Annotated in this window: 15 protein-coding genes and 2 pseudogenes; 4 read left to right on the top strand and 13 right to left on the bottom strand. The window is 63.1% G+C overall.

Translation table 11 applies throughout. The features are described 5' to 3' along the window. Nucleotides 1-3: 3 nt before the first annotated feature. Both ASD95_RS04675 and ASD95_RS04670 read right to left on the bottom strand, forming a co-directional pair. Nucleotides 4-639: a response regulator transcription factor gene (locus ASD95_RS04675; protein ID WP_056722784.1), complete on the bottom strand. Its 636-nt coding sequence runs from the start codon at nt 637-639 to the stop codon at nt 4-6. A 10-nt stretch (nt 640-649) separates the two neighbouring features. Then, nucleotides 650-2,920 (bottom strand): PAS domain-containing sensor histidine kinase, encoded by a 2,271-nt coding sequence (locus tag ASD95_RS04670; protein WP_056722782.1) that lies wholly within the window; start codon nt 2,918-2,920, stop codon nt 650-652. A gap of 219 nt (nt 2,921-3,139) precedes the next feature. Here ASD95_RS04670 and ASD95_RS04665 point away from each other — a divergent pair, with 219 nt between their 5' ends. From ASD95_RS04665 to ASD95_RS04655, 3 genes are all read left to right on the top strand, one after another. Beyond that, complete coding sequence (locus tag ASD95_RS04665; RefSeq protein ID WP_056722780.1) at nt 3,140-4,762, top strand: acyl-CoA synthetase; 1,623 nt, start codon at nt 3,140-3,142, stop codon at nt 4,760-4,762. Between the two features lie 117 nt (nt 4,763-4,879). Further along, entirely contained in the window at nt 4,880-6,652 is a 1,773-nt protein-coding gene (locus ASD95_RS04660) for an acyl-CoA dehydrogenase C-terminal domain-containing protein (RefSeq protein ID WP_056722777.1), read from the top strand. Nucleotides 6,653-6,737: 85 nt separating this feature from the next. Next, nucleotides 6,738-7,694, top strand: coding sequence for a LysR family transcriptional regulator (locus ASD95_RS04655; protein ID WP_156385727.1), 957 nt, complete (start codon nt 6,738-6,740; stop codon nt 7,692-7,694). Here the strand turns inward: ASD95_RS04655 and ASD95_RS04650 are convergent. The 10 genes and pseudogenes from ASD95_RS04650 to ASD95_RS04605 form a co-directional block, all read right to left on the bottom strand. Continuing rightward, the gene (locus ASD95_RS04650; RefSeq protein ID WP_056722775.1) at nt 7,676-8,353 is read right to left on the bottom strand and encodes a TetR/AcrR family transcriptional regulator; all 678 of its coding nucleotides are present in this window, start codon (nt 8,351-8,353) and stop codon (nt 7,676-7,678) included. The genes ASD95_RS04655 and ASD95_RS04650 overlap by 19 nt on opposite strands. Beyond that, on the bottom strand, nt 8,350-9,978 hold the full coding sequence (locus ASD95_RS04645) for a methyl-accepting chemotaxis protein (protein WP_056722773.1): 1,629 nt from the start codon (nt 9,976-9,978) through the stop codon (nt 8,350-8,352). Before ASD95_RS04645 ends, ASD95_RS04650 begins: the two co-directional genes overlap by 4 nt. A 66-nt stretch (nt 9,979-10,044) precedes the next feature. Continuing rightward, nucleotides 10,045-11,142: pseudogene (locus ASD95_RS04640) on the bottom strand (acyl-CoA dehydrogenase family protein); the annotation flags it as partial. Nucleotides 11,143-11,182: 40 nt separating this feature from the next. Next, nucleotides 11,183-12,271 carry an enoyl-CoA hydratase/isomerase family protein gene (locus ASD95_RS04635; protein ID WP_056722771.1) on the bottom strand — a complete coding sequence of 363 codons (1,089 nt, stop codon included), beginning with the start codon at nt 12,269-12,271 and terminating at the stop codon, nt 11,183-11,185. 2 nt (nt 12,272-12,273) lie between these two features. After that, nucleotides 12,274-13,164: a 3-hydroxyisobutyrate dehydrogenase gene (mmsB, locus tag ASD95_RS04630; protein ID WP_056722768.1), complete on the bottom strand. Its 891-nt coding sequence runs from the start codon at nt 13,162-13,164 to the stop codon at nt 12,274-12,276. An 88-nt stretch (nt 13,165-13,252) separates the two neighbouring features. Next, nucleotides 13,253-14,761 carry a CoA-acylating methylmalonate-semialdehyde dehydrogenase gene (locus ASD95_RS04625; protein WP_056722766.1) on the bottom strand — a complete coding sequence of 503 codons (1,509 nt, stop codon included), beginning with the start codon at nt 14,759-14,761 and terminating at the stop codon, nt 13,253-13,255. A gap of 103 nt (nt 14,762-14,864) precedes the next feature. Then, the gene (locus ASD95_RS04620; protein ID WP_056722765.1) at nt 14,865-16,568 is read right to left on the bottom strand and encodes an AMP-binding protein; all 1,704 of its coding nucleotides are present in this window, start codon (nt 16,566-16,568) and stop codon (nt 14,865-14,867) included. A 288-nt stretch (nt 16,569-16,856) separates the two neighbouring features. Then, nucleotides 16,857-18,107 carry an OprD family porin gene (locus tag ASD95_RS04615; RefSeq protein ID WP_056722763.1) on the bottom strand — a complete coding sequence of 417 codons (1,251 nt, stop codon included), beginning with the start codon at nt 18,105-18,107 and terminating at the stop codon, nt 16,857-16,859. Between the two features lie 173 nt (nt 18,108-18,280). After that, nucleotides 18,281-19,930 (bottom strand): cation acetate symporter, encoded by a 1,650-nt coding sequence (locus ASD95_RS04610; RefSeq protein WP_056722761.1) that lies wholly within the window; start codon nt 19,928-19,930, stop codon nt 18,281-18,283. Continuing rightward, nucleotides 19,927-20,256 carry a DUF485 domain-containing protein gene (locus ASD95_RS04605; protein ID WP_056722759.1) on the bottom strand — a complete coding sequence of 110 codons (330 nt, stop codon included), beginning with the start codon at nt 20,254-20,256 and terminating at the stop codon, nt 19,927-19,929. The genes ASD95_RS04610 and ASD95_RS04605 overlap by 4 nt, the downstream gene beginning before the upstream one ends. Nucleotides 20,257-20,644: 388 nt before the next feature. Here ASD95_RS04605 and ASD95_RS04600 point away from each other — a divergent pair, with 388 nt between their 5' ends. Beyond that, the gene (locus ASD95_RS04600; protein ID WP_201783876.1) at nt 20,645-21,595 is read left to right on the top strand and encodes a LysR family transcriptional regulator; all 951 of its coding nucleotides are present in this window, start codon (nt 20,645-20,647) and stop codon (nt 21,593-21,595) included. Between the two features lie 130 nt (nt 21,596-21,725). On the opposite strand, the pseudogene ASD95_RS04595 reads toward ASD95_RS04600, so the two are convergent. Continuing rightward, nucleotides 21,726-22,655, bottom strand: a pseudogene (locus ASD95_RS04595) (DUF5801 repeats-in-toxin domain-containing protein); the annotation flags it as partial. Between the last annotated feature and the right edge of the window lie 37 nt (nt 22,656-22,692).

The following is a 22,692-nucleotide window of genomic DNA, read 5'->3' as shown; positions in this document are numbered from 1 at the left end:
GGATCAACGCAACTTCAGCGGATCGACCATCCGCGCCGCGATGGCCATGCCCACCAGGTCCGGCAGTGTGTTGGCCTGCATGCGTTTCATGACGCGCGCGCGATACAGATCAATGGTTTTTGCACTCACGCCCAGTTGCTCCGCGATTTCGCGGGTGGTGTAACCCTGCACCAGTGGTAACAGGATATCGCGCTCGCGCGGGGTCAAGGTCAGCAAGCGCGCCTGCAAGGCTTCGTGACCCTGGTTGCCCGAACGGTTGGCGGCACAGTTGCTGAGCGCCTGTTGCACGCTGTCCAGCAACAGCTGTTCGTTGTAGGGCTTCTCGATAAAGTCATGGGCGCCGGCCTTGAACGCACGCACCACGATCGGCACATCCGCGTGCCCGCTGACGAAGATGATCGGCAGGTTCAGTTGGCGCACACGCATTTCTTCCTGCACGTTCAACCCGCCCATACCGGGCATGCGCACGTCCAGCAGCACACAGGCATCGAGGCTTGCATCGCAGGCGTCGAGGAACGCGACGCCACTGGTAAACGGCAAGGCCTTGAGCCCGACCGACTCCAATAACCAGACCGTCGAATCGAGCATGCCCTGGTCATCATCGACCACGTACACAACGTGCTCTGTTACACCTGCCATTACCTGATTCCTATTGTTGTTTTGTTGGGCCGGCAAGCGGCAAGCGGCAACCCATCAGCAGCCCGACAGGCTGGCGCCGGGCATTCAGTTCGCCACCGAAACCTTCGATGATGCTGCGGCTCATGGACAGACCGAGCCCCAGGCCATCGGCCTTGCTGGTGTAGAACGGGGTAAATATCTGCTCCAGCTCCGGCTCGCTGACGCCCGGCCCCTGGTCTCGCACACTGATTTCCACGCAGGCGTCACTGCCATGCTCCACGGCCATCACGATTACAGAGGGTTGCCCGGGGTGTTGCTCACGGTTGGCATCGATGGCATTGCGCAACAAATTGAGCAGCACCTGTTCCAGCAACACGCGGTCGGCATAAACGGGTGGCAGATTATCCGGCAGTCGATCCTCGATTGTCACTTGGCAATTACTCGCCTCCCAGGCACACAAGCGCACGGCTTCGCGGGCGACGTCGGTCAAGTTCAGCGCCTGCATGCGACGCTGTCCCTTGCGCAAAAAGGAGCGTAGCCGCCGGATCACTTCGGAGGCGTGGGTGGCGTGATGGGTAATGCGCTCCAGGCCCTGGGTCACTCTGGCAGCGGCCTGGGGATTGGAATCCAGTGTCTGTAGATAGCGCTGGCTTGCATTCGCATAATTGACCACGGCAGCCAGCGGCTGGTTGATTTCGTGGGCGATCCCCGAGGCCAGTTCACCGAGCGTGACCAACCGTGCGGTGTGTGCCAGTTCGTCCTGATGACGGCGCTGTTGCACTTCCCGCAATTCGCGCTCGGTCATGTCGCGCGCGACCAAAGAGTAATAACGCTCGCCGCCGGCGGAACGGTGCGCCAGCAGTACCAGCGACACTGGCACCGATGTACCGCCACCCGGTGGTTGCAACCGCGCATCGGTGCTCCAGACACCATCGCGCTCGGCGCGCCTCCAGCCATCGCGTTGCAGGCGCGCAAAGTCGCCGCTGGCGAACAACGCGGCCAGGGCCGGCATGGGTTGTTGCTCACCGATCCCGAGGATGCGTCGCGCGGCCGGATTGAGGTAAGTGACCAGGCCCTCGGGAGCGATGAACAACACTGGGTCGATGTTGGCCTCGACCACTTCGGCCAGGCGTCGCTTGTTTTCCTCGGCCTGCACCCGGGCCGTGATGTCCCGGGATATGCTGACGATTTCGACCACCGCCCCAGTGTAGGTTTCGCGGATCGCCCGGCTGGCGGTTTCGAACCACAGGTAATGGCCGTCACGATGGCGGATGCGATAGGTCATGGTGTGATAGCCATCCTGCTCCAGCGCATCGCGCGCGCGCTGCACCAGGCCGGCCAGGTCCTGGCCATGAAACAGGCCCTGGGCCATTTGCCCGCGCAACTCTTCGGGCCAGTAACCGAGCAGGGTCCAGGACGCCGGTGATGCATCGATAACGCGCCCTTCGGGGGTGTGACGGGATATCAGGTCGGTGGTGTTTTCGATGATCAGCCGGTACAGCCGTCGTGCGGTGGCCGCTTCACGCTCGGCCAGCACTTGCGCCGTGGCGTCGCGGCAACGGGCGAGCACTCGGTTGTCCTGGGGATCGGGAATGAACGTCCAGATCAGGATCTGCGTTTCGAACTGAGCCTCGACACCTTCGACGGCGCGTTGCTGGTCCAGGCAGGCACGCACCAGCACCCGATGATTGACCGGTAAAAAACCCAACACATCGGTCAGCGACTTCTCGGCGAGCAGCGCCATCAGTGCCGCGTTGAACTCCAGCGGTCGACCTTGCGCATCGAGCAACAGGCTCGGTTGCGGATCGTGGCCCAGCAGCGGCGAACCACGCAGCAGGCCGTTGACGCTGCTCAGCAGCGTCGTCAATAGATCCTGAACCCAGCCCAGCCAATCGAGACTCACACCCTCGCGCACTTCCACCAGCAACAAGCCCGGCTGCCCCGACTGCAAGGCCAGATCAAATACCTGGCCATGGCTGATCGCGGCCCGGCGCAAACGTCCGGACAACCAGCAATCGAGTTGACGGACTTGAGCCAGGTCCAGGCGGCCTGCCTCGACCAGATGCTCGAAGAGCAACTGGTCACTGGCCAGCGCCGGGTCGCCAAGTCCCGGCGGTAAATGCTGGGCGGCGCCCTCATGGCTGTAGATTCGCGCATTGGGCTGCCAGCTCAGGTAAACCGCCCGCTGCACCTCAGGGCAATCCTGCAGCGCCCGACACAATGCATCGGCCCGGGCGGCCAGAGACACACCCTCGCGCTGCAGGCGCAACCAACTGTGCAATCGAACGGGAGTCAGGATCATTGCGGGTCCACTTCGTCAGGGAAACCAAGCATATACCAGCCTTGGAGGGCTGGCGGCGGCGATTTGGAGTCAAAAGAATAAAATATAGTATATATACTATATAACATAGGTTGTACTTCCATATTCAAAGCAAAATGTTATATAAGGTAATCCGGACTTTGAAGGTGGCCTCGGCGAGGTCAACCATAGAGCTAACAATCAGCCATCGAGTACCCGCACATGTCTATCTATGACCAAGGCCTAGGCCCTTCGGCTGTGAACCACATAGCCTTGTCTCCGCTCAGTTTCATCGAGCGCACCGCTAGCACTTATCCTGATCACCCCGCCGTGATCCACGGTTCGATTCGTCGCACCTGGGCGCAGACCTACACCCGTTGCCGACGTCTGGCCTCGGCGCTGGCCGGTCGCGGTATCGGCAAGGACGACACGGTCGCGGTGATGCTGCCCAACATTCCCGAGATGCTTGAAGTGCATTTCGGTGTGCCGATGATCGGTGCCGTGCTCAACCCGCTCAACGTTCGTCTCGATGCCGAGGCGATCGCCTTCATGCTGCAGCATGGCGAAGCCAAGGTGTTGATCACCGACCGCGAGTTCCATGATGTGATCCAGGCGGCGCTTGGCATGCTCGATCACCCGCCTTTGGTGATCGACGTCAATGACCCGGAATACGGTGAAGGTCAGGCCGCGAGCGACCTGGACTACGAAGCGTTGTTGGCCGAAGGCGACCCGGCATTCGACTGGCAATGGCCGGGCGACGAGTGGCAGGCCATTTCGCTGAATTACACGTCAGGCACCACCGGCAACCCCAAGGGCGTGGTCTACCACCATCGCGGCGCTTATCTGAGCGCATTGGGCAACCAGATGACCTGGGCCATAGGCAATCATCCGGTGTACCTCTGGACCCTGCCGATGTTCCATTGCAATGGCTGGTGCTACCCATGGACCATCACCGCCCTGGCGGGTGTGCACGTTTTCCTGCGCCGGGTCGATCCACAGAAAATCCTCACGCTGATCCGCGAGCATCAGGTCACTCACCTGTGCGGTGCGCCGATCGTGCTCAATGCACTGGTGAACATGCCCGAATCAGCAAAGGCGGCCATCGATCATCCGGTCAATGCCCTGGTCGCGGGTGCTGCGCCACCGGCCAAAGTCATCGGTGCCGTCGAAGAGATGGGCATCAAGGTCACTCACGTGTTTGGCCTGACCGAAACCTATGGCCCGGTGACGGTCTGCGCCTGGCACGCCGAATGGGATGAGTTTTCCCTGGAGGAGAGGGCGCAGATCAAGTCGCGACAGGGTGTGCGCTACCCGACGCTGGAAGGCGTGATGGTCGGCGATTGCACAACGCTGGAGCCAACCCCGCGCGACGGCCAGACCATCGGCGAGATCTTCCTGCGCGGTAACACCGTCATGAAGGGTTACCTGAAGAACCCGAGCGCCACTGCCGAAGCGTTCGAAGGCGGCTGGTTCCACACCGGTGACCTGGCCGTCTGGCATCCCGACGGTTATGTCGAAATCAAGGACCGGCTCAAGGACATCATCATCTCGGGCGGCGAGAACATTTCCACCATCGAACTCGAAGGGGTGCTCTATCGTCACCCGGGTGTGCTGGAAGCAGCCGTGGTCGCCCGTCCCGATGAGAAATGGGGCGAAACGCCCTGCGCCTTCGTCACCTTGAAGGCCGATCACCAGGACGTTCGCGAGGCAGACATCATCAGTTTCTGCCGTGAGCACCTGGCCGGATTCAAGGTACCGCGCACAGTGGTCTTCACGCTCTTGCCGAAGACGTCCACCGGCAAGATCCAGAAGTACGTGTTGCGCGACCGGGCCAAGGCGCTCTAACCCGATCTGACATCGCATCCATCGAGCAGCAGGTGTTTACCTGCTGCTACGGGTTCGTGCACGCCGAATCCGGCTGTGCCTTGCCCATGAAACAACCGTCCCAACGAGGTTTACGTTATGCCCCAATTCAAAGCCCCGCTGCGCGACATGCGCTTTGTGCTGCACGAAGTGTTCGACGCTCCGGCCATGTGGGCGCGCCTGCCGGCCTTGGCCGAGAGCATCGACACCGATACGGCTGACGCCATAATCGAGGAGGCGGCCAAAGTCACCTCGCACCTGATTGCGCCCCTCAATCGCAGCGGCGACGAAGAAGGCGCGCAGTGGCATGAGGGCCGGGTCACCACCCCCATCGGTTTCAAACAGGCTTACGCGACCTACATCGAAGGCGGTTGGGTGGGGCTGTCCGGCAACCCCGGGTTCGGTGGCATGGGCATGCCGAAAATGCTGGCCGTGCAGTTCGAAGAGATGCTCTACGGCGCCAACTCAAGTTTTGCGCTGTATAGCGCATTGAGTTCCGGTGCCTGCCTGGCGCTGGACGCCCACGCCAGCGACGCCCTCAAAAACCTCTATCTGCCACCAATGTATGAAGGCCGCTGGGCTGGCTCCATGTGCCTCACCGAGGCCCATGCCGGTACCGACCTGGGGCTGATCCGCACCCGCGCCGAACCTGAGGCTGACGGCAGCTACAGGATCACCGGCAGCAAGATTTTCATCACCGGGGGCGATCAGGACCTGACCGAGAACATCGTGCATCTGGTACTGGCCAAACTGCCGAACGCGCCTGCCGGTCCGAAAGGCATTTCGCTGTTTATCGTGCCTAAAGTCCTGGTCAATGCCGACGGCTCCCTTGGCGCGGCCAACGCGGTGAGTTGCGGCTCGATCGAACACAAGATGGGCATCAAGGCCTCGGCCACCTGCGTGATGAACTTCGACGGCGCCAGTGGCTGGCTGGTCGGTGAGGAGAACAAAGGCCTGGCGGCGATGTTCACCATGATGAATTACGAACGTCTGTCGATTGGCATTCAGGGCATCGGCTGCGCCGAGGCGTCCTACCAGAGCGCCGTCGCCTATGCTCGCGACCGCATTCAAGGTCGGGCTCCCAGCGGTGCCTTGGCCCCGGGTAAACCGGCCGACCCGATCATCGCTCACCCGGATGTGCGGCGCATGCTGCTGGGCATGAAAGCCATGACCGAAGGCGGTCGCGCGTTCGCCAGCTATGTCGGGCAACAACTGGATCTGTCGAAGTTTTCCGACGATGCCGGCGAGCGCGACAGCGCGCAGATCCTGGTTGCGCTGCTGACGCCAGTGGCCAAGGCGTTTTTTACCGACACCGGCCTGGAAAGCTGCATCAACGGCCAGCAGGTGTTCGGCGGCCATGGCTACATCCGCGAATGGGGCCAGGAACAATTGGTCCGTGATGTGCGCATTGCACAGATCTACGAAGGCACCAATGGCATCCAGGCATTGGACCTGCTCGCACGCAAAGTGCTCGCCAACGATGGCGTCGCGCTACGCCTGTTCGCCCGGGAAGTCCGCCACTTCGCCCTGCACCACGAAAGCGCCTATGGCAGCGAACTGCTGCAGGCCCTGGAGCGCCTGGAGGGCCTCAGCAACTGGTTGCTGGAGCGGACCAAAGCCAACGCCAACGAAGTCGGCGCAGCCTCCGTGGAGTACCTGCACCTGTTCGGCTATGTCGCCTACGCCTACATGTGGTCGCGCATGGCCGCCGTGGCCCGCTCCAGACTCGACCGGGACCCGCCGTTCTACGCTGCCAAACTGGCCACCGCCGAGTTCTACTTCGCCCGCCTGCTGCCACGCACGCTGAGCCTGGAAGCCAGCATCCGTGCCGGCAGTGCGCCCCTGTACGGACTTGCTGACGAACAGTTCTGACGATTGAGTGTTGCGCGGCGCCTTCCTACGCCCTGGCCCGCGCTTTTTATTCACTGGCCCTCTCAACGTACGGCAGGAAAGCCTGATGAATATGCAAGCCAGTACAACGCAAGGTCACTTGAACTGGGACGACATGCGCTTCTTTCTCGAGGTCGCCCGTGCCCGCACCGCCAGCGGTGCAGCCCGCCGCCTGGGGGTGGACTACACCACGGTAGCGCGACGCATCCGCGCCCTGGAGCAGAGCCTGGGTGCCATGCTGTTCGAGAAATCGCGAACCGCAGGCTTCGTGCTGACCGTGGAGGGGCAGCGTCTGGTCTGCCACGCCGAAACCCTGGAAAGTACGCTGCTGGTAGCCTGCGAGCAGGTTTTCGGCACCACAGGGGGGCTCGCCGGACACCTGCGCATCGGCTGTACCGAAGCCTTCGGATCCTGTTTCGTCGCCGCGCAGATGAGCCACTTCCTCGAGCACTACCCGCATATCTCGGCGGATATTTTGCCGGTCCCGCACTTCGTCAACCTGTCACGGCGCGAGGCGGATATCGCCATCACCCTGGAACGGCCCGAGCGCGGTCCGTACGTGTGTTCGAGGTTGTGCGATTACCGCCTGCGTGTGTATGCGACGCCGGAGTACCTGGCCAGTCATCCGCCGATTGGCTGTCGCGAGGACCTGGCCGCTCACCCGTTCGTGACCTACGTCGATGACCTGGCCTTCAGCTTCAAGCTGCTCTACCTGAACGACTTGATGCTCGGCGCGCGCAGTCGCCTGCGCAGCACCAGCGTGGTCGCCCAGTACCATGCGGCACTGGAAGGGCGCGCGCTGGCGATCCTGCCTTGCTTCCTCGCCGGTCCCGACCCGCGCCTGTGCGAGGTGCTGCCGGGTGAAGTGGAGGTCACTCGACAGTTCTGGATGTACTACTGCGAGGACCTGCGCAACCTCAAGAGGATTACCCTGGTGGCCGACTACCTGCGCACCTGCGCGCAGCTCAATCGTGCGCTGCTGATGGGCGAGTCATACAAGATGGCCTACCTGCCGTCGCCGTGAACGACTGCCGCCAGGTCTGCGGTCTCGGTTGCCCGCAATGCTCCCTGCAGAGTACTCATCACCATTTCTAGCAGCAGTTTGCGGCGAGCTCCAATGCCGGTCTTGGGCTGCCCGACCCAGGCCGGCAATTGATTGAGCAGGGAAACGATGCCGCTTACGGTCGCGCGCCGGGTGGCGCCAGCCGGTTTACCGGTGAGTTGCTCCAGGGTCTCCACCAGATGTTCCTCGTAGCGCCGGCGCAGGGCCAGAATCGAGGCTTGCTGTTCGCCGCTCAAACAATGGAGGTCGTACTCGGCCAGGCGGAAATGCGCGGCCATCCGCTCGTGGAGCCGCAGGTGCGCCTCAAGCAGGCCGTGCAGTCGTACAGTGGGGGCGGATTTGCGCCGGGTCACCAGGCTCGCGCCGTCAAGCAACGCTTCGTAGAGCTCCTCGATCAGTTCCAACAGCAGTGCTTCTTTGCTGTCGATGTGGTTGTAAAGGGAGCCGGCGGTGATCCCCAGGCCAGTGGCCAGGTCGCGCATGCTGACTCGGCTGAAACCATGCCTGGCGAACAGTTCGACAGCCTTGTGACGCGTTTCCAGGTAACGCGTGTTGCGCTCTTCGTCGACCGGCAACGCAAAAAGGTTTTTGGAGGGCTGCATGTTGCTCATCCACCTCATACGCGAAACTGTCCCAATAGCCGATTGAGCTGACCCGCCAGTTGGCCCAGTTCCTGGCTCGCCTCGTTGGACCGGTCCGCTGCCTGGGCATTTTCGTGGGCCAGAGAGGCGGCGAGGGTCACGTTCTGGTTGATGTCTTCGACCACGTGCGACTGTTCCAGGGTGGCGCTGGCGATCGAGGCGTTCAATTCAGTGACATTGCGCAGTGCGCCGAGTACCTGGTGCAGGCTTTCTGCCGTTTGGTGGGCCTGTTCCACGGTTTGTCGAGCGGCCAGGCTGCTGGCATTGATGACATTCACTGCGGCTTCCGAGTTGCCGTGCAGGCGCTCGATCATGTCCTGGATTTGCGCGGTGGACTGCTGGGTGCGCTGGGCCAGCAGCCGCACTTCGTCTGCTACCACAGCGAAGCCGCGCCCCTGTTCGCCAGCGCGCGCTGCCTCGATGGCGGCGTTCAGCGCGAGCAGATTGGTCTGCTCGGCGATGGCGCGGATCACTTCCAGCACGCTGCCGATCTGAGTGCTTTCCCGGGCCAGGCTCTGGATCACCTCGACGGCCTGGCCGATGGTATCGGATAGCTGGTCGATCTGGAGCAGGCTGCTGTCGATGTTGTGCTGGCCCCGGCGTGCCTGTTCTTCGGCCTGGCGAACTTCGTTGGCCGCGTGCTCGGCGTTCCTGGCCACTTCCTGCACGGCGTAGGAGACCTCATGGATGGCGGCGGCCACCAGCTCCATCTGCTGCGATTGCTGCTGGCTGTGGTTCTGGCTATCGGCGGCGATTTCGCCGAGTGACTTCGAAGCCTGGTCGAGGCTGTCAGCGGACTGTATGGACTGGCCGATCACGCCACGCAGCTTGTTGGTGAAAACGTTGAAATGGCTGCTCAAGTCTGTCAGTTCATCGCGCCAGCGGTTATCCAGATTGCGGGTCAGGTCGGCCTCGCCGCTGGCGATGTTCTCCATGGCATCGACCACCCGCGCCAGTGGCGAGGCGATGCTGCGGGCAATCAGCAGGATCAGCGCACTGAGCAGCAGGGTGATCGTCACCAATATGACGAAGGCCTGGATCAGCTGGCGGCGGAACTCGACTTGCACGTCGTCGATGTAGATGCCCGAGCCGACAATCCAGCCCCAGGGCTTGAACAATTCGACGTAGGAAACTTTCTCCACCGGCGCGTCGGAACCCGGCTTGGGCCAGCGGTAGTGCACCAGGCCGGCGCCATCGCGGTTGGCGGTGGCGACCATTTCGTCGAATAGCGCCTTGCCGTCCGGATCGAGTGTACCGGCCATGCGCTTGCCCTCGAGTTTGGCATTGGGGTGCATGACCATTCGCGTGTCGAGGTCTTCGAGCCAGAAGTAATCCTCACGGTCGTAGCGCAAGTCGCGCATGACCGCGATGGCCTGCTGCTGGGCCTGCTCACGACTCAGACCCTGGCCTTCCAGGCCTTGGAAGTGGCGCAGGATGCTGCTGGCGGTCTCGACCACGTGGCGGGTTTTCAGCGCCTTGGCCGTATAAAGGTCGTCATGGCTCTGCTTGAGCATCAAGCCGGCGAGAATCATCAGCATCAGGATGGATGTCAGCAAGATCAGCCACAGACGGCTGCTAATGGAAATATTGCGCAAGCCGAACATGGGCAACTCCACAACGGGCAAGACAGGGAAATGCCGGACGCGGCAGTCGCGTCCGGCGGGAGGGAGTCAGAGCGCGTAGTGGCTCAGTTCGCGGGCGATCAGCAGGCGCTGGACCTCGCTGGAGCCTTCGTAGATCTGGGTGATGCGCGCGTCGCGGTAGTAACGCTCCACCGGGTAGTCCTCCAGGTAGCCGTAGCCACCATGGATCTGCAGGGCGCTGGAGCACACGCGTTCGGCCATTTCCGAAGCGAATAGCTTGGCCTGGGAGGCCTCGGACAGGCACGGTTGCCCGGCGCTTTTCAGGCGCGCCGCATGCAGGATCAGCAGGCGACTGGCGTTGAGTCGGGTGTGCATGTCGGCGAGTAGGTTGGACACGCTCTGGTGCTCGATGATCGGCTTGCCGAACTGGACGCGTTCGCGGGCATAGCCCAGGGCAGCCTCGAAGGCGGCGCGGGCGATGCCCAGGGCCTGGGCGGCGATGCCGATGCGGCCGCCTTCAAGGTTCGACAGGGCAATGGCCAGGCCTTTGCCGCGTTCGCCCAGCAGGTTGGCCTCGGGGATGGTGCAGTCGTTGAGGGTCACCGCGCAGGTATCGGAGGCCTTGATGCCCATCTTGTGTTCGCTGCGGTCGACCACGAACCCGGGGTTGTCAGTGGGTACCAGGAAGGCCGACAGCCCCTTTTTGCCCAACTGCGCATCGGTGACGGCGAAGACAATGGCCAGACTGGCGCGCTTGCCGTTGCTGACGAATTGCTTGGCGCCGTTGAGTACCCATTGGCCGTCGCGCAGTTCGGCACGAGTACGCAGGTTGTGCGCTTCGGAGCCGGCCTGTGGCTCGGTCAGGCAGAAGCAGCCGATCGCTTGACCACTGACCAGCAGCGGCAGCCAGCTGTCCTGTTGCGCGGGGGTGCCGTATTTCAGCAGGGGGCCGCAGCCCACCGAATTGTGGATGCTCATCAGCGCGCCGAGGGCACCGTCGCCAGCCGAGATTTCCTCGACGGCCAGGGCGTAGGCCACATAGTCGGTGTAGCTGCCGCCCCAGGTGTCCGGCACGACCATGCCCAGCAGCCCCAGCTCGCCCATCTGCGCCACCACGGCGTCATCGATCCAGCCGGCCTTCTCCCAGGCCTGGGCATGTGGCGCGACTTCGCTGCGGGCGAAGTTCGGTCAATTCGATATCGTGCATTGCAAAGTCTCCTGCCGATCAGGCGGTGCGTACGGGCTTGCCGGAGGCGCGTTCAAAGTCGTTGAAGAAGGCCTGCACCCTGGCAGGTACCAGCTCTGCCAGGGTTGGCGGGTTCCAGCGCGGGCACTTGTCCTTGTCGATGATCAGGGCGCGCACACCCTCCATCAGGTCGCCCTTGTCGAACCACTGGTAGTCCAGGTGCAACTCCAGAGCGAAGCACTCGGCCAGGCTCAGGTAACGACCACGGCGCAACAACTCAAGCGTCGTGGCCATCGCCAGTGGCGAGCGGCTGTCGAGCAGTTTCACCGTCTGCTCGGCCCAGTCTTGCAGCTCGGGGCGTTGTTCACGCTGCAGCGCGGTACGAATGGCCGGGACATCGGGCAAGGCGAAATATTCGTCGATCGCCAGGCGACAGGCCTTGAGCTCGGACCCGGCAAGACGCTCTGTGGCCATGTCGGCAAGCAGGTCGTGCAAGTCTTCGTCGGGCGCAGCGGTCCAGTTCAGGTGGTCGAGACAGGCATCCAGTTCGGCCAGCCGTTCGCTGGGCAGGTAGTAGTCGGCAAGGTTCGCATAGAGAGCATCGGCGGCACGCACCTGGCAGCCGGTGATACCCAGGTAGGTTCCCAGTTCCCCCGGCAGGCGCGGCAGGAAATAGCTGCCACCGACATCGGGGAAAAAGCCGATGCCGACTTCCGGCATGCCCATCCGCGTGCGCTCAGTGATCACCCGCAGCGAGGCGGCCTGGGCCAGGCCCAGGCCACCACCAAGGACGAAACCATCGAGCAGCGCCAGCACGGGCTTGGTGTAGCCATGCAGGTACTCGTCGAGGGCGTATTCCTCCTCGAGGAACAGCTCATGCTGGTTATCGCCGGCCTTGTAGCTGTCGTACAGCATGCGAATGTCGCCGCCGGCGCAGAAGGCCTTTTCACCGGCGCCGCGAATGGTCACGGCGACGATCTGCGGGTCCTGTTCCCAAGCCCACAGGTGCCGGCAGAGCAGGCGCACCATGGGCAGGTCCAGGGTGTTCAACGCGCTTGGCCGATTCAGTGTCAGGTGGCCGACGCGGTTGCGTACGCTGGCCAGCACCGGGGCTTGCTGCTCGCTCATGCTCAGGCTTCCCCGCGGAACAGGTTGATGATGGCGGAGAAGTCCAGGCCGCCGTTACCTTGCAGGCTGAAGGTCTGGTACAGCTGCTGGGCTACGGCACCGAGCGCCACCGGTTGACGCGCGTGCCTGGCCGCTTCGGTGGCCAGGCCCAGATCCTTGAGCATCAGGTCGCTGCCAAATCCGCCGCTGTAGCCGCGTGAGGCCGGCGCGTTTTCCATTACGCCCGGGAACGGGTTGTTGACCTCCGAGCTCCAGCAGCGACCGCTGGAGGTATTGATGATCCCGGCCAGTACCTTGGCGTCCATCCCGAGGGATACACCCAGGGCCATGGCTTCGGCGACGCCGACCATGGAGATGCCAAGCAGCATGTTGTTGGCGATCTTGGCCACCTGGCCGTTGCCTGCCGCGCCGCAGTGCACGATGTTCTTGCCCATGGCCGAGAGGATCGGCAGGGCCTGGTCGAACACACTGTCCGGGCCGCCGACCATAAAGGTCAGGGTGCCTGCCGCGGCGCCGCCGGTGCCGCCGGAAACCGGTGCGTCGAGCATTGGGTTGCCTTGGGCAAGGGCGTACTTGGCCACCTCGCGGGTGCTCAGCGGGTCGATCGTCGAACTGTCGATCAGCAACACGCCTGGACCGATATTGGCCAGCAGGCCGTCCTTGCCGCGATAGACCTGCTTCACGTGGTCGGCGGTCGGCAGCATGGTGATGATCACCTCAACCCCGGCCTTGGCCACGGCGGCGGGCGAGTCGGCGGCGCGGGCGCCGGCCTCCACCAGGGCGGCGACTGCCTGGGGGAAGGGATCGAAGACGGTCAGGCTGTGGCCAGCCTTGAGCAGGTTGCGGGCCATTGGGCCGCCCATGTTGCCGAGGCCGAGAAATCCGATATGCATGTTGGCTACCTTTTACGATAGGGGGGCAGTGGCGCAGGAAATCCTGCACGCTTGTCGTCGGCCGACGCCGGGCGCCGGCCGGCCAAGGTCATTTCAGGGTGATGGTGGTGTTCACCGCGCCGCCGGTGTCGTCCTCGTCGAACCAGCGCTGGGTGATCGTCTTGGTCTGGGTGTAGAAGGTCACCACTTGCTTGCCATAGGGACCCAGGTCGCCCAGCTTGGAGGCGCGCGAACCGGAGAAGGAGAACAGCGGGACCGGTACCGGGATCGGCACGTTGATGCCGACCTGGCCGACGTCGATCTCTTCCTGGAAGTGACGCGCGGCAGCGCCGGAACGGGTGAACAGGGCAGTGCCGTTGCCGTTCGGGTTGGCATTGATGATCTCGATCGCCTCGTCCAGGTTGGCGGCGTGCATGACGCACAGCACCGGGCCGAAGATCTCTTCGCGGTACACGGACATTTGCGCGGTGACGCCGGAGAAAATGGTCGGGCCGACGAAGTTGCCGTCCTGGTAGCCCGGCACGCTCGGGTTGCGTCCGTCCAGTTCGAGCCTGGCGCCTTCTTCGACGCCGCTGGCGATCAGGCCGTTGACGCGGTCCAGGGCGGCGCAGGAAATCACCGGGCCGATGTCGGTGCCCGGCTCGGTGCCGCCATTGATCTTGAGGGTCTTGGTCCGTTCGATCAGGTCCGGCAGCCAGGTTTGCGCTTCACCCACGAGGATCACCACCGGCAGGGCCATGCAGCGCTGGCCGGCGGCGCCGAAGGAGGCGCCCAGCAGGTTGTTGAGAGTCTGCTGTTTGTTGGCATCGGGCAGGACGATGGCGTGGTTCTTCGCGCCCATCATGCACTGCGCGCGCTTGCCGTTCTGGGTGGCGCGGTTGTAGACGTGGGTGCCGACCTTGGTCGAGCCGACGAAGGACACGGCCTTGATGTCCGGGTGGTCGCAGATCAGGTTCACCGCGTCGACGCCGCCGTGGATGACGTTGAGCACGCCCTTGGGCACACCGGCCTCCAACGCCAGTTCCACCAGGCGCATGGTCACCAGCGGGTCCTGCTCGGACGGCTTGAGGACGAAGGTGTTGCCGGTGGCAATGGCCATCGGGAACATCCACAGCGGGATCATCGCGGGGAAGTTGAACGGGGTGATGCCGGCGCACACTCCCAGGGGTTGCAGCAGGGTGTAGGTGTCGACGCCGTTGGCCACGTTGTTGGCCAGTTCGCCCATCTGCAGGTTACCGATGCTGGCGGCGTGCTCGACCACTTCGAGGCCGCGGAACACGTCACCTTCGGCATCCGGCAGGGTCTTGCCTTGCTCGGCGGTCAGCAGGGCGGCCAGTTCCTTGATGTTCTCGCGGATCAGTTGCTGGTACTTGAGGAAGACACGGGCACGGGCACCGATCGGGGTCTTGCGCCAGGTCTTGAAAGCTTGTTTGGCGCTGGCAACGGCGGCGTTCATTTCCTCTGCGGTGGCGAAGGGGACGCGGGCCAGGACTTCCTGGGTAGCCGGGTTGACCACGTCGCGCCACTGGGTGCTGCGCGATTCGACGAACTCGCCGTTGATCAGAAGCTTGACGCTGGGAATGATGGAAGAGGTCATTTACGGGTCCTGTCTGCTTTCTTTAGGTCGAATGAGGCCCCTCGGCGTGGTTGGCCGAGCGGTCGGGTTTAGGTCAGGAAGGGCCGGCGTGCCGGCCCGGGGTTCAGCCCTTGAGTTGCGGGAAGTCTTCTTCGAAGTATTCCCGCGGGCCACGTGCGTCGCTCTGGCGGCGCTGCATTTCCATTTGCCGCAGTTCCACCCGGCGGATCTTTCCGGAGATGGTCTTGGGCAGCTCGTTGACAAATTCGATGCGCCGTACCCGCTTGTAGGGCGCCAGGTGCTCGCGGGCGAACGCGAAGATGCTGCCGGCCAGTTCGTGGCTGCCCTGGGCTTCATGGGCCAGGATCAGATAGGCCTTGGGCACTGCCAGGCGCACCGGGTCGGGGCTTGGCACCACGGCCACTTCCATCACCGCCGGGTGCTCAATCAGCGCGCTTTCCAGCTCGAAGGGGCTGATGCGGTAGTCGGAAGCCTTGAACACGTCGTCGGCACGGCCGACGAAGGTGATGTAGCCCTCTTCGTCGATCTGCGCGGTGTCGCCGGTGCGGTAGTAGCCGTCGCGCATCACTTCGGCGGTCTTTTCCGGGCTGTCCTCGTAGCACAGCATCAGGCCGAGCGGACGCACGTCCAGCGGCAGGGCCACCTCGCCTTCGTTGCCCGGCACGCCATCAGGGTCGAGCATGGTCACCCGGTAGCCTGGCAGCGGACGGCCCATGGACCCCGGCTTGAGCCGCTGGCCAGGCGTGTTGCCGACCAGGGCGGTGGTTTCCGACTGACCGAAGCCGTCGCGCAGCAACAGGCCCCAGGCATGCAGGATCTGCTCGATGATCTCCGGGTTGAGCGGCTCACCGGCGCCCACCAGTTCTCGCAGTTTCAAGCGCTCCTTGTAACTGGCCAGGTCTTCCTGGATCAGCATGCGCCACACGGTTGGCGGCGCGCACAGGCTGGTAACGCCGTAGCGTTCCAGCACGCCGAGCAGGGCGGGCGCGCTGAAGCGTGCGGTGTTGTGGATGAAGATGCAGGCACCGGCATTCCAGGGTGCGAAGAGGCAACTCCAGGCGTGCTTGGCCCAGCCCGGGGACGAAATGTTCAGGTGCAGGTCGCCCGGCTGCAGACCGATCCAGTACATGGTCGAGAGGTGGCCGACCGGGTAACTCTGGTGACTGTGCAGCACCATCTTCGGCTTGGAGGTGGTGCCGGAGGTGAAGTACAGCAGCATCGGGTCGGTGGCCAGCGTGCGGCCCTCGGTTTCGAACTGCTCGGAATGTTCGCTGGCGGCGCTGTGCGGGGTCCAGCCGGCGGGTGACGGACCGACGCAGATGCGGCTGCAGCCTTCACCCAGCCCGACGAACTTGTCGACATGGGCGCTACCGACCACCAGGTGGGAAACATGACCACGCTCGATGCGGTCGCGCAGGTCTTCGGGGGTCAGCAGGGCGGTGGCGGGAATGACCACGGCGCCGAGCTTGAAGGCGGCCAGCATGGTTTCCCACAGGGCCACGTCGTTACCGAGCATCAGCAGGATGCGTTCGCCGCGGCGCACGCCCAGGGCGCGCAGGTGATTGGCCACCTGGTTGGAGCGCGCGGCCAGTTGCTGGAAGCTGTAGCGTTGTTCGCTGCCGTCCTCTTCGACGATCCACAGGGCATTGGCCTGGTTGCCCTCGGCCATGGCGTCAAAGTAATCCAGCGCCCAATTGAATTCGCTCAGCTGCGGCCAGCGGAAGTCACGCACGGCGGTGGCGTAGTCGGTACGGTGGGCCAGCAGGAAGTCGCGAGCGGCCAGGAAGGGTTGGCAGTTGTTGTTCATTGCAGTCTCCCGAGACGCGCGCGAGTACCTGAAAGTGGGGAGACAACGGCAAGCAAGAATGGCTTCACGGTGGGTGCCCTGTTTATTTTTATTGGGACTGACCTGGTTCATGACCAGGCGGTTGAATCGAGTATAGGCAGGCATAAATCAAATAAGAATGCTCAAAAAGTCCCGTGCGTTGTGCAAAAAAGCACAGGCTTGCGGCATCCCCGATGCGCCAGGAATGCACAAGGCGGGCGCTGCCCGCACCGTCAAACGATGCAAGCAGCGCCCGCCTTGTGCGGGGGCTTACCAGAGCGCCAGGGTATAGCTGAGGATCAGGCGGTTCTCGTTGAGATCGTTACCGAAGTGGGCGCTGCGCACCGTAGCGTTGCGCCACTTCAGACCAACGTTTTTCAGCGGGCCGCTCTGCACTACGTAGCCGACGTCGGTGTCGCGCTCCCATTCGCGGCCGTCGGGCTTGCCGGCGCCCAGATCAATGCTGTCGCCGGACAGGTAGCGGGTCATGAAGGTCAGGCCGGGAATGCCCAGCGCCGCGAAGTTGTAGTCGTAGCGCGCCTGCCAGGAACGCTCGTCCTTGTTGGCGAAATCGTTGATCTGCACGAAGTTGACCAGGAAGGCATCGCTGCCATTGACGTAGGCAAAGCCGGTGTCGCCGCTCATGCGTTGGTAGCCCAGACCCAAGGCATGGCCGCCGAGGGAATAGGTGAACATGGCGCCAAAGGCGTTGTTGTCGATGTTGCTGTTGCCGTCGTCGGTGGAGCGGGCGTAGCGCAGGTCGCTCTTGAGCGTCTGGCCTGCGCCCAGCGGCAGCACGTGGACCAGACTGAACTGGTGCTGGTGGTAGAAGTCGTCCAGGCCGCCATAGTTGTAGCCGGTGTTCAGCCGGTCGCTCCACTGGTAGGCAAGGCCGGCGAAATTGAAGGCGTCGCTGCGGGCCTGGCCACTGACAATGCCCTTGGCGCCGGTGGTGGTGATCGACATTTTTTCGTAGTTTGAGGAGTCGCGCTGGTTGACCCGATCCACGCGCCCGGCATCGACGCTCAGGCCTTTGATCTCCTGGACGTTCAACTGGCCACCGCGAAATGTTTGTGGCAGCAGGCGCGAGTCATTGGCCAGCAGTACCGGCAACTTCGGGGTCAGGGTGCCGAGCTTGAGTACGCTGTTGGACGCTTTGAACTTGGCCGTCAGGCCCAGTTCGCCATACTCGTCCTTGGCACGCTTGGGCGGCTCGTTATCGCGTTTGAGCAGGCCGGAGCCGGAGCGATCGGGACTGGAGTCGAGCTTGACGCCGAGCTGGCCAAGGGCATCGACACCGACGCCGATCATGCCGTCGGTATAACCGGATTCGTAGCGCAGCAGGAAACCCTGGGCCCATTCTTCTTGCTTGGACTGGGCGGCATTTGCCTGGCGGAAGTCGCGGTTGAAGTAGAAGTTGCGCGTTTCCAGCCTGGCCGTGCTGTCTGCGAAGAAGTCGGCGTGAGCCTGTGCGGCGAGACCGGTGCCGGCCAGGAACAGGGTGAGGGTGGTGGGTTTCATGGGTTGCCTTTTGTTGTTTTTGTTGTCGACGAGCCGCTCCCGCGCCGTTTGGAGTTGGCGAGGGAAGGGCGCTTTTGGGGTGTCCTGCGCCGAGCGGCGCAGGTCGGGCGTAAAAAAGCGCGAAGCAAAGGAGCGGACTCGCGCTCGGGGTGTCAGCCCCGGAAAAAGCAGCGTCAGTGACTGCTGGCCATGGCAGCTCCAAGGCCGGTCTGGGCACGGACGAACTGGTCGGCATAGGCGGCGCGTTCGCGGTCGGCGCGTTCGCTGCGGTCCAGCCTGGAAGCGACCACTATGACCAGGAAGGCCAGTGGCATGGAGAACAGCGCTGGCTGGTCGTAAGGGAAGAGCGCCTGGGCATGCCCCAGTACACCGACCCACACCGACGGCGAACCGATCACCAGGGCCAGTGCGCTGATCAGGCCGGTCAGGCCGCCATAGAGGGCGCCGCGGGTGGTCAGGCCGCCCCAGTACATCGCCATGATCAGTACCGGGAAATTCGCCGAGGCGGCGATGCCGAACGTCAGGCCGACCAGGAAGGCGATGTTCTGGCCCTCGAACAGAATGCCGAGGGCAATCGCAACGATGCCCAGGCAGATGGTGGCGATGCGCGACACGCGCATTTCCTTCTTCTCGTCGGCGCAGCCCTTCTTCAATACCGACGCGTAAAGGTCATGGGAGATGGCCGAGGCACCGGCCAGGGCCAGGCCGGCCACCACGGCGAGAATGGTGGCGAAAGCCACGGCAGAGAGGAAACCGAGAAAAAGGTTGCCGCCCACCGCCTTCGCCAGGTGCATGGCCACCATATTGCCGCCGCCAATCATGGCCCCGCCGATCTTGCCATCGACGTAGAACTGAGGATCCGTGCCGACGATGACGATGGCGGTATAGCCCAGGACGCAGACCACCAGGAAGAAGAAACCGATGAACACCGTGGCGAACAGTACGGATTTACGCGCCTCCTTGGCATTGGGCACAGTGAAGAAGCGCATCAGGATGTGCGGCAGGCCGGCAATGCCGAAGACCAGTCCAAGGGATAGGGACACCGCGTTGATCGGGTCGGCCAGCAAGGTGCCCGGGCCCATGATCTGCACGCCGCTGGCATGCGCGGCCACCGCCTGGGCGGCCAGGTTCTCGAAGCTGAAGTCGAAGCGACTCAGGGCCATCAGCACCAGGGTGGTGCCGCCCGCCAGGAGCAGGACCGCCTTGGTGATCTGTACCCATGTGGTGGCGAGCATGCCGCCGAAGATCACGTAGACCAGCATCAACAGTCCGACTACCACCACCGCCGTGCGGTAGTCGAGACCGAACAGCAGTTTGATCAGTTGACCGGCGCCGACCATTTGCACCACCAGATAGCAGCAGACCACGGTCAGCGATCCGAGGGCGGCGAAGCTGCGCACGCGGGTTTGATCGAGGCGGTAGGAGACGATGTCGGCGAAGGTGTAGCGCCCCAGGTTGCGCAAGCGCTCGGCCATCAGGAAGGTGACGATGGGCCAGCCGACGAAGAAGCCGATGATGTAGACGAAACCGTCGTAGCCCTTGGCGAATACCAGGCTCGACAGGCCCAGCAGAGTGGCCGCCGACATGTAGTCACCGGCGATGGCCAGGCCATTCTGGAAGCCGGTGATACCGCCACCGGCGCTATAGAAATCGGCGGCGGAACGGGTGCGTCGTGCCGCCCACCAGGTGATCAGCAGGGTGGCCAGGACGAAGACGAAAAACATGCCGATGGCGTGCAAGTTGAGTGGTTGCTTCTGCGCAATGATGGGCTCGGCATGGGCCAGCACAGGGCTGAGGGCGAGCAGGGCGGACAGGCGTTTCATGCGCGGGACTCCTGCAGGATCTGCGAACTGAGTACGTCGAAGCGGGTGTTGGCGCTGTGCACGTACCAGGCGGTGAGTAGCCAGGACAACAGGATGATCGTCACGCCGATTGGCATGCCGAGGCTGAGGTGACTGCCGTCGTACAGCGGCAGGTGCAGCCAGGCAGGGGCGAAAGCCACCACCATGATGAAGCTGTAGTAGATGGCCAGTACCGCGCCGCTCAGTGACCAGGCCAGCAGTGCACGCTGGCGCGCCAGGCGCTGGAACTTTGGGTTGGCCCTGACCAGTGCACAGGTCAGGACGTGGTTCGGATGGTCGGTCGTCATGGTGAGGCTCCGCATTTCTAGTTGTTTTTGTTGTTCGGCCTTTTGAGGGGCGTACGGGTACCCGGGCAGCGACCCGATGCGGGACGCCGCCTGAATGCTGATGTGCTGGAGTTATTGCCGCCCGGTTGACCTTGTGGTGCAGAGAGGGCGGTGCAGGAGGGCGGGCCCACGGCAGACGAGAATCGTGGCCGCGATTGCGCTGTTGCGCAGCTGCTTGTGTCCGGCGTGAAAGCCGGTTTTTATCCATGCGTTCATGCTGTCAGCCCTCGATATTTATTATTGGGGTGGGGGGCTTTCCTGGCCCGAAAACGACGCTGGCCAAGCTGGGTGAGATGCGAGTATATAAGTGCATATTTCCCATATGTATTGGCAGAAAAGCCCGATGGATATGCAAAAACGCACAACGCAGCCCCCACTGAACTGGGACGACTTGCGCTTCTTCCTCGAAGTTGCCCGTGCTCGCACCGCCAGCGGTGCGGCCCGCCGCCTGGGAGTGGACTACACCACGGTGTCACGGCGCATCCGCGCCCTGGAGCAGTGCCTGGGCGCCCTGCTGTTCGAGAAATCGCGGACTTCCGGTTTTGTCCTGACCGTGGAGGGGCAGCGTCTGGTCGGCCACGCCGAATCCCTGGAAAGTACGCTGCTGGTAGCCTGCGAGCAGGTTTTCGGCACCACGGGGGGGCTCTCCGGGCATCTGCGCATCGGCTGTACCGAAGCCTTCGGGACCTGTTTCATCACTGCGCAGATGAGTCACTTCCTCGAGCACTATCCGAATATTTCGGTGGACATTTTGCCGGTCCCGCATTTCATCAACCTGTCACGGCGCGAGGCGGACATCGCCATCACCCTGGAACGCCCCGAGCGCGGTCCCTATGTGTGCTCGCGATTGTGCGACTACCGCCTGCGCCTGTATGCGACGCCGGAGTACCTGGCCAATCATCCGCCGATCGGCTGTCGCGAGGACCTGGCCGGCCACTCGTTCGTAACCTATGTCGAGGACCTGGCCTTCAGCTTCAAGCTGCTCTACCTGAACGACCTGATGCCCGGCGCCAACAGCCGCCTGCGCAGCACCAGCGTGGTCGCCCATTACCACGCAGCCCTGGAAGGGCGGGCGCTGGCCATCCTGCCTTGCTTCCTCGCCGGCCCCGATCCCCGCCTGTGCGAAGTGCTGCCGGGTGAAGTGGAGGTCACGCGGCAGTTCTGGATGTATTACAGCGAGGACCTGCGCAAGCTGAAGCGGGTCACCCTGGTGGCCGAGTACCTGCGCGCTTGCGCGGAACTGAATCGTCCGCTGCTGATGGGCGAGTCACGTGTGATGGGCTATCTACCGTCACCTTGAGGGGCGACGCATTTCACCTCTCTGCGTTAGCGGATGCGATCATGCGATCATGCGAATCTCGTATCGGACCGCAAAAAGAATGCGAGGGTGGTTTCCTAGGCCTCCCTCGCATCTGTTCACGCGCAAAGCCTCAAGCACTGCCAAAAAAGATATCGGTACTCTCGACATGGGCCCCGACCACGGTGATGGTCGTTGTTTGTCCGCCAGTCTCGGCAACCGTCACGACGCCGTCTGCACCGGTGTTATCGATCGATTGGACAACGGCGTTCGGGTCGCCGTTGAGCACCAGCTTGTCTTGCACGCCTGAACCCGTATCGAAGCCGGTGACCTGGTACAGGTTTTCATTGACTGACAGATCGATGTTGAACGCATCCTGCTCACCGATCGTGCCCACCAGTGTGAAGTCGAAGGGGGCGTTGGCCGGGTCGTTGGCGAACAGGTTGGCGTCAAATGTACTGGTCGCCGAGTCCCCATCCTTGTCCGTCAGCGTCGCGCTGAACGCCAGCTGGACATCGCTGGCCAGACTCTCGCTCTGCTGAATGAACTGGATCACCGGGATCTTGATATCGCCCCGGCCCATCGTCAGCTGAACGGCGTCGATCAGTGACGCACCCGCCTTCTCGACGAGGAAGGACACCTGTCCGCCAGCCTCCGGCGTCAGGGTGTTCACCTCGACGCGGTCCGAAAACGTGCCATCGGCGTAGTAGATCCTGTAGTACAGGTCTTCGGTCGCCGTGTTGTAACCCGCCACGGAGTTGTCGATGAAGACCTTCATGCCCGTCAGCAGGGTCTCTGGATTGATCACGAARCTTTCATCGGCGGCGCTGATGGCCGCCAGGTTATCGCCCTGGAAGACGTTGTTGCCGACGCCGATGCCGGACGTGCTGACGTTCATGGATGCAGGGTCGATGTACGACGGCAGGGGGTTGGTCTGTAGCGCGGCTTCGGTGGGGTCGGGGGCTCCGAGCCCGATGCCGCTSAGGATGTCCGCGGTCGAGGCCAGAGCCTTCGCGGAAAAGAACACGATCTCCTCGGATGTCGAAGGAATAGCCGGGTCATTCGTCTGGATGTCGAAGGAATAGCCGGGTCATTCGTCT

Origin of the sequence: Pseudomonas sp. Root71 (assembly GCF_001429045.1) — a bacterium.
GTDB classification, from domain to species: domain Bacteria; phylum Pseudomonadota; class Gammaproteobacteria; order Pseudomonadales; family Pseudomonadaceae; genus Aquipseudomonas; species Aquipseudomonas monachiensis.
This window is presented reverse-complemented; position numbering and strand designations above follow the sequence as displayed.

Coding starts and splice junctions, on each gene's coding strand:
- ASD95_RS04620 (WP_056722765.1), bottom strand. CDS start 16,568: ATGAACAACAACTGCCAACCCTTCCTGGCCGCTCGCGACTTCCTGCTG.
- ASD95_RS04615 (WP_056722763.1), bottom strand. CDS start 18,107: ATGAAACCCACCACCCTCACCCTGTTCCTGGCCGGCACCGGTCTCGCC.
- ASD95_RS04670 (WP_056722782.1), bottom strand. CDS start 2,920: ATGATCCTGACTCCCGTTCGATTGCACAGTTGGTTGCGCCTGCAGCGC.
- ASD95_RS04625 (WP_056722766.1), bottom strand. CDS start 14,761: ATGACCTCTTCCATCATTCCCAGCGTCAAGCTTCTGATCAACGGCGAG.
- ASD95_RS04600 (WP_201783876.1), top strand. CDS start 20,645: ATGCAAAAACGCACAACGCAGCCCCCACTGAACTGGGACGACTTGCGC.
- ASD95_RS04610 (WP_056722761.1), bottom strand. CDS start 19,930: ATGAAACGCCTGTCCGCCCTGCTCGCCCTCAGCCCTGTGCTGGCCCAT.
- ASD95_RS04645 (WP_056722773.1), bottom strand. CDS start 9,978: ATGTTCGGCTTGCGCAATATTTCCATTAGCAGCCGTCTGTGGCTGATC.
- ASD95_RS04605 (WP_056722759.1), bottom strand. CDS start 20,256: ATGACGACCGACCATCCGAACCACGTCCTGACCTGTGCACTGGTCAGG.
- ASD95_RS04650 (WP_056722775.1), bottom strand. CDS start 8,353: ATGAGGTGGATGAGCAACATGCAGCCCTCCAAAAACCTTTTTGCGTTG.
- ASD95_RS04665 (WP_056722780.1), top strand. CDS start 3,140: ATGTCTATCTATGACCAAGGCCTAGGCCCTTCGGCTGTGAACCACATA.
- ASD95_RS04660 (WP_056722777.1), top strand. CDS start 4,880: ATGCCCCAATTCAAAGCCCCGCTGCGCGACATGCGCTTTGTGCTGCAC.
- ASD95_RS04655 (WP_156385727.1), top strand. CDS start 6,738: ATGAATATGCAAGCCAGTACAACGCAAGGTCACTTGAACTGGGACGAC.
- ASD95_RS04675 (WP_056722784.1), bottom strand. CDS start 639: ATGGCAGGTGTAACAGAGCACGTTGTGTACGTGGTCGATGATGACCAG.
- mmsB (WP_056722768.1), bottom strand. CDS start 13,164: ATGCATATCGGATTTCTCGGCCTCGGCAACATGGGCGGCCCAATGGCC.
- ASD95_RS04635 (WP_056722771.1), bottom strand. CDS start 12,271: ATGAGCGAGCAGCAAGCCCCGGTGCTGGCCAGCGTACGCAACCGCGTC.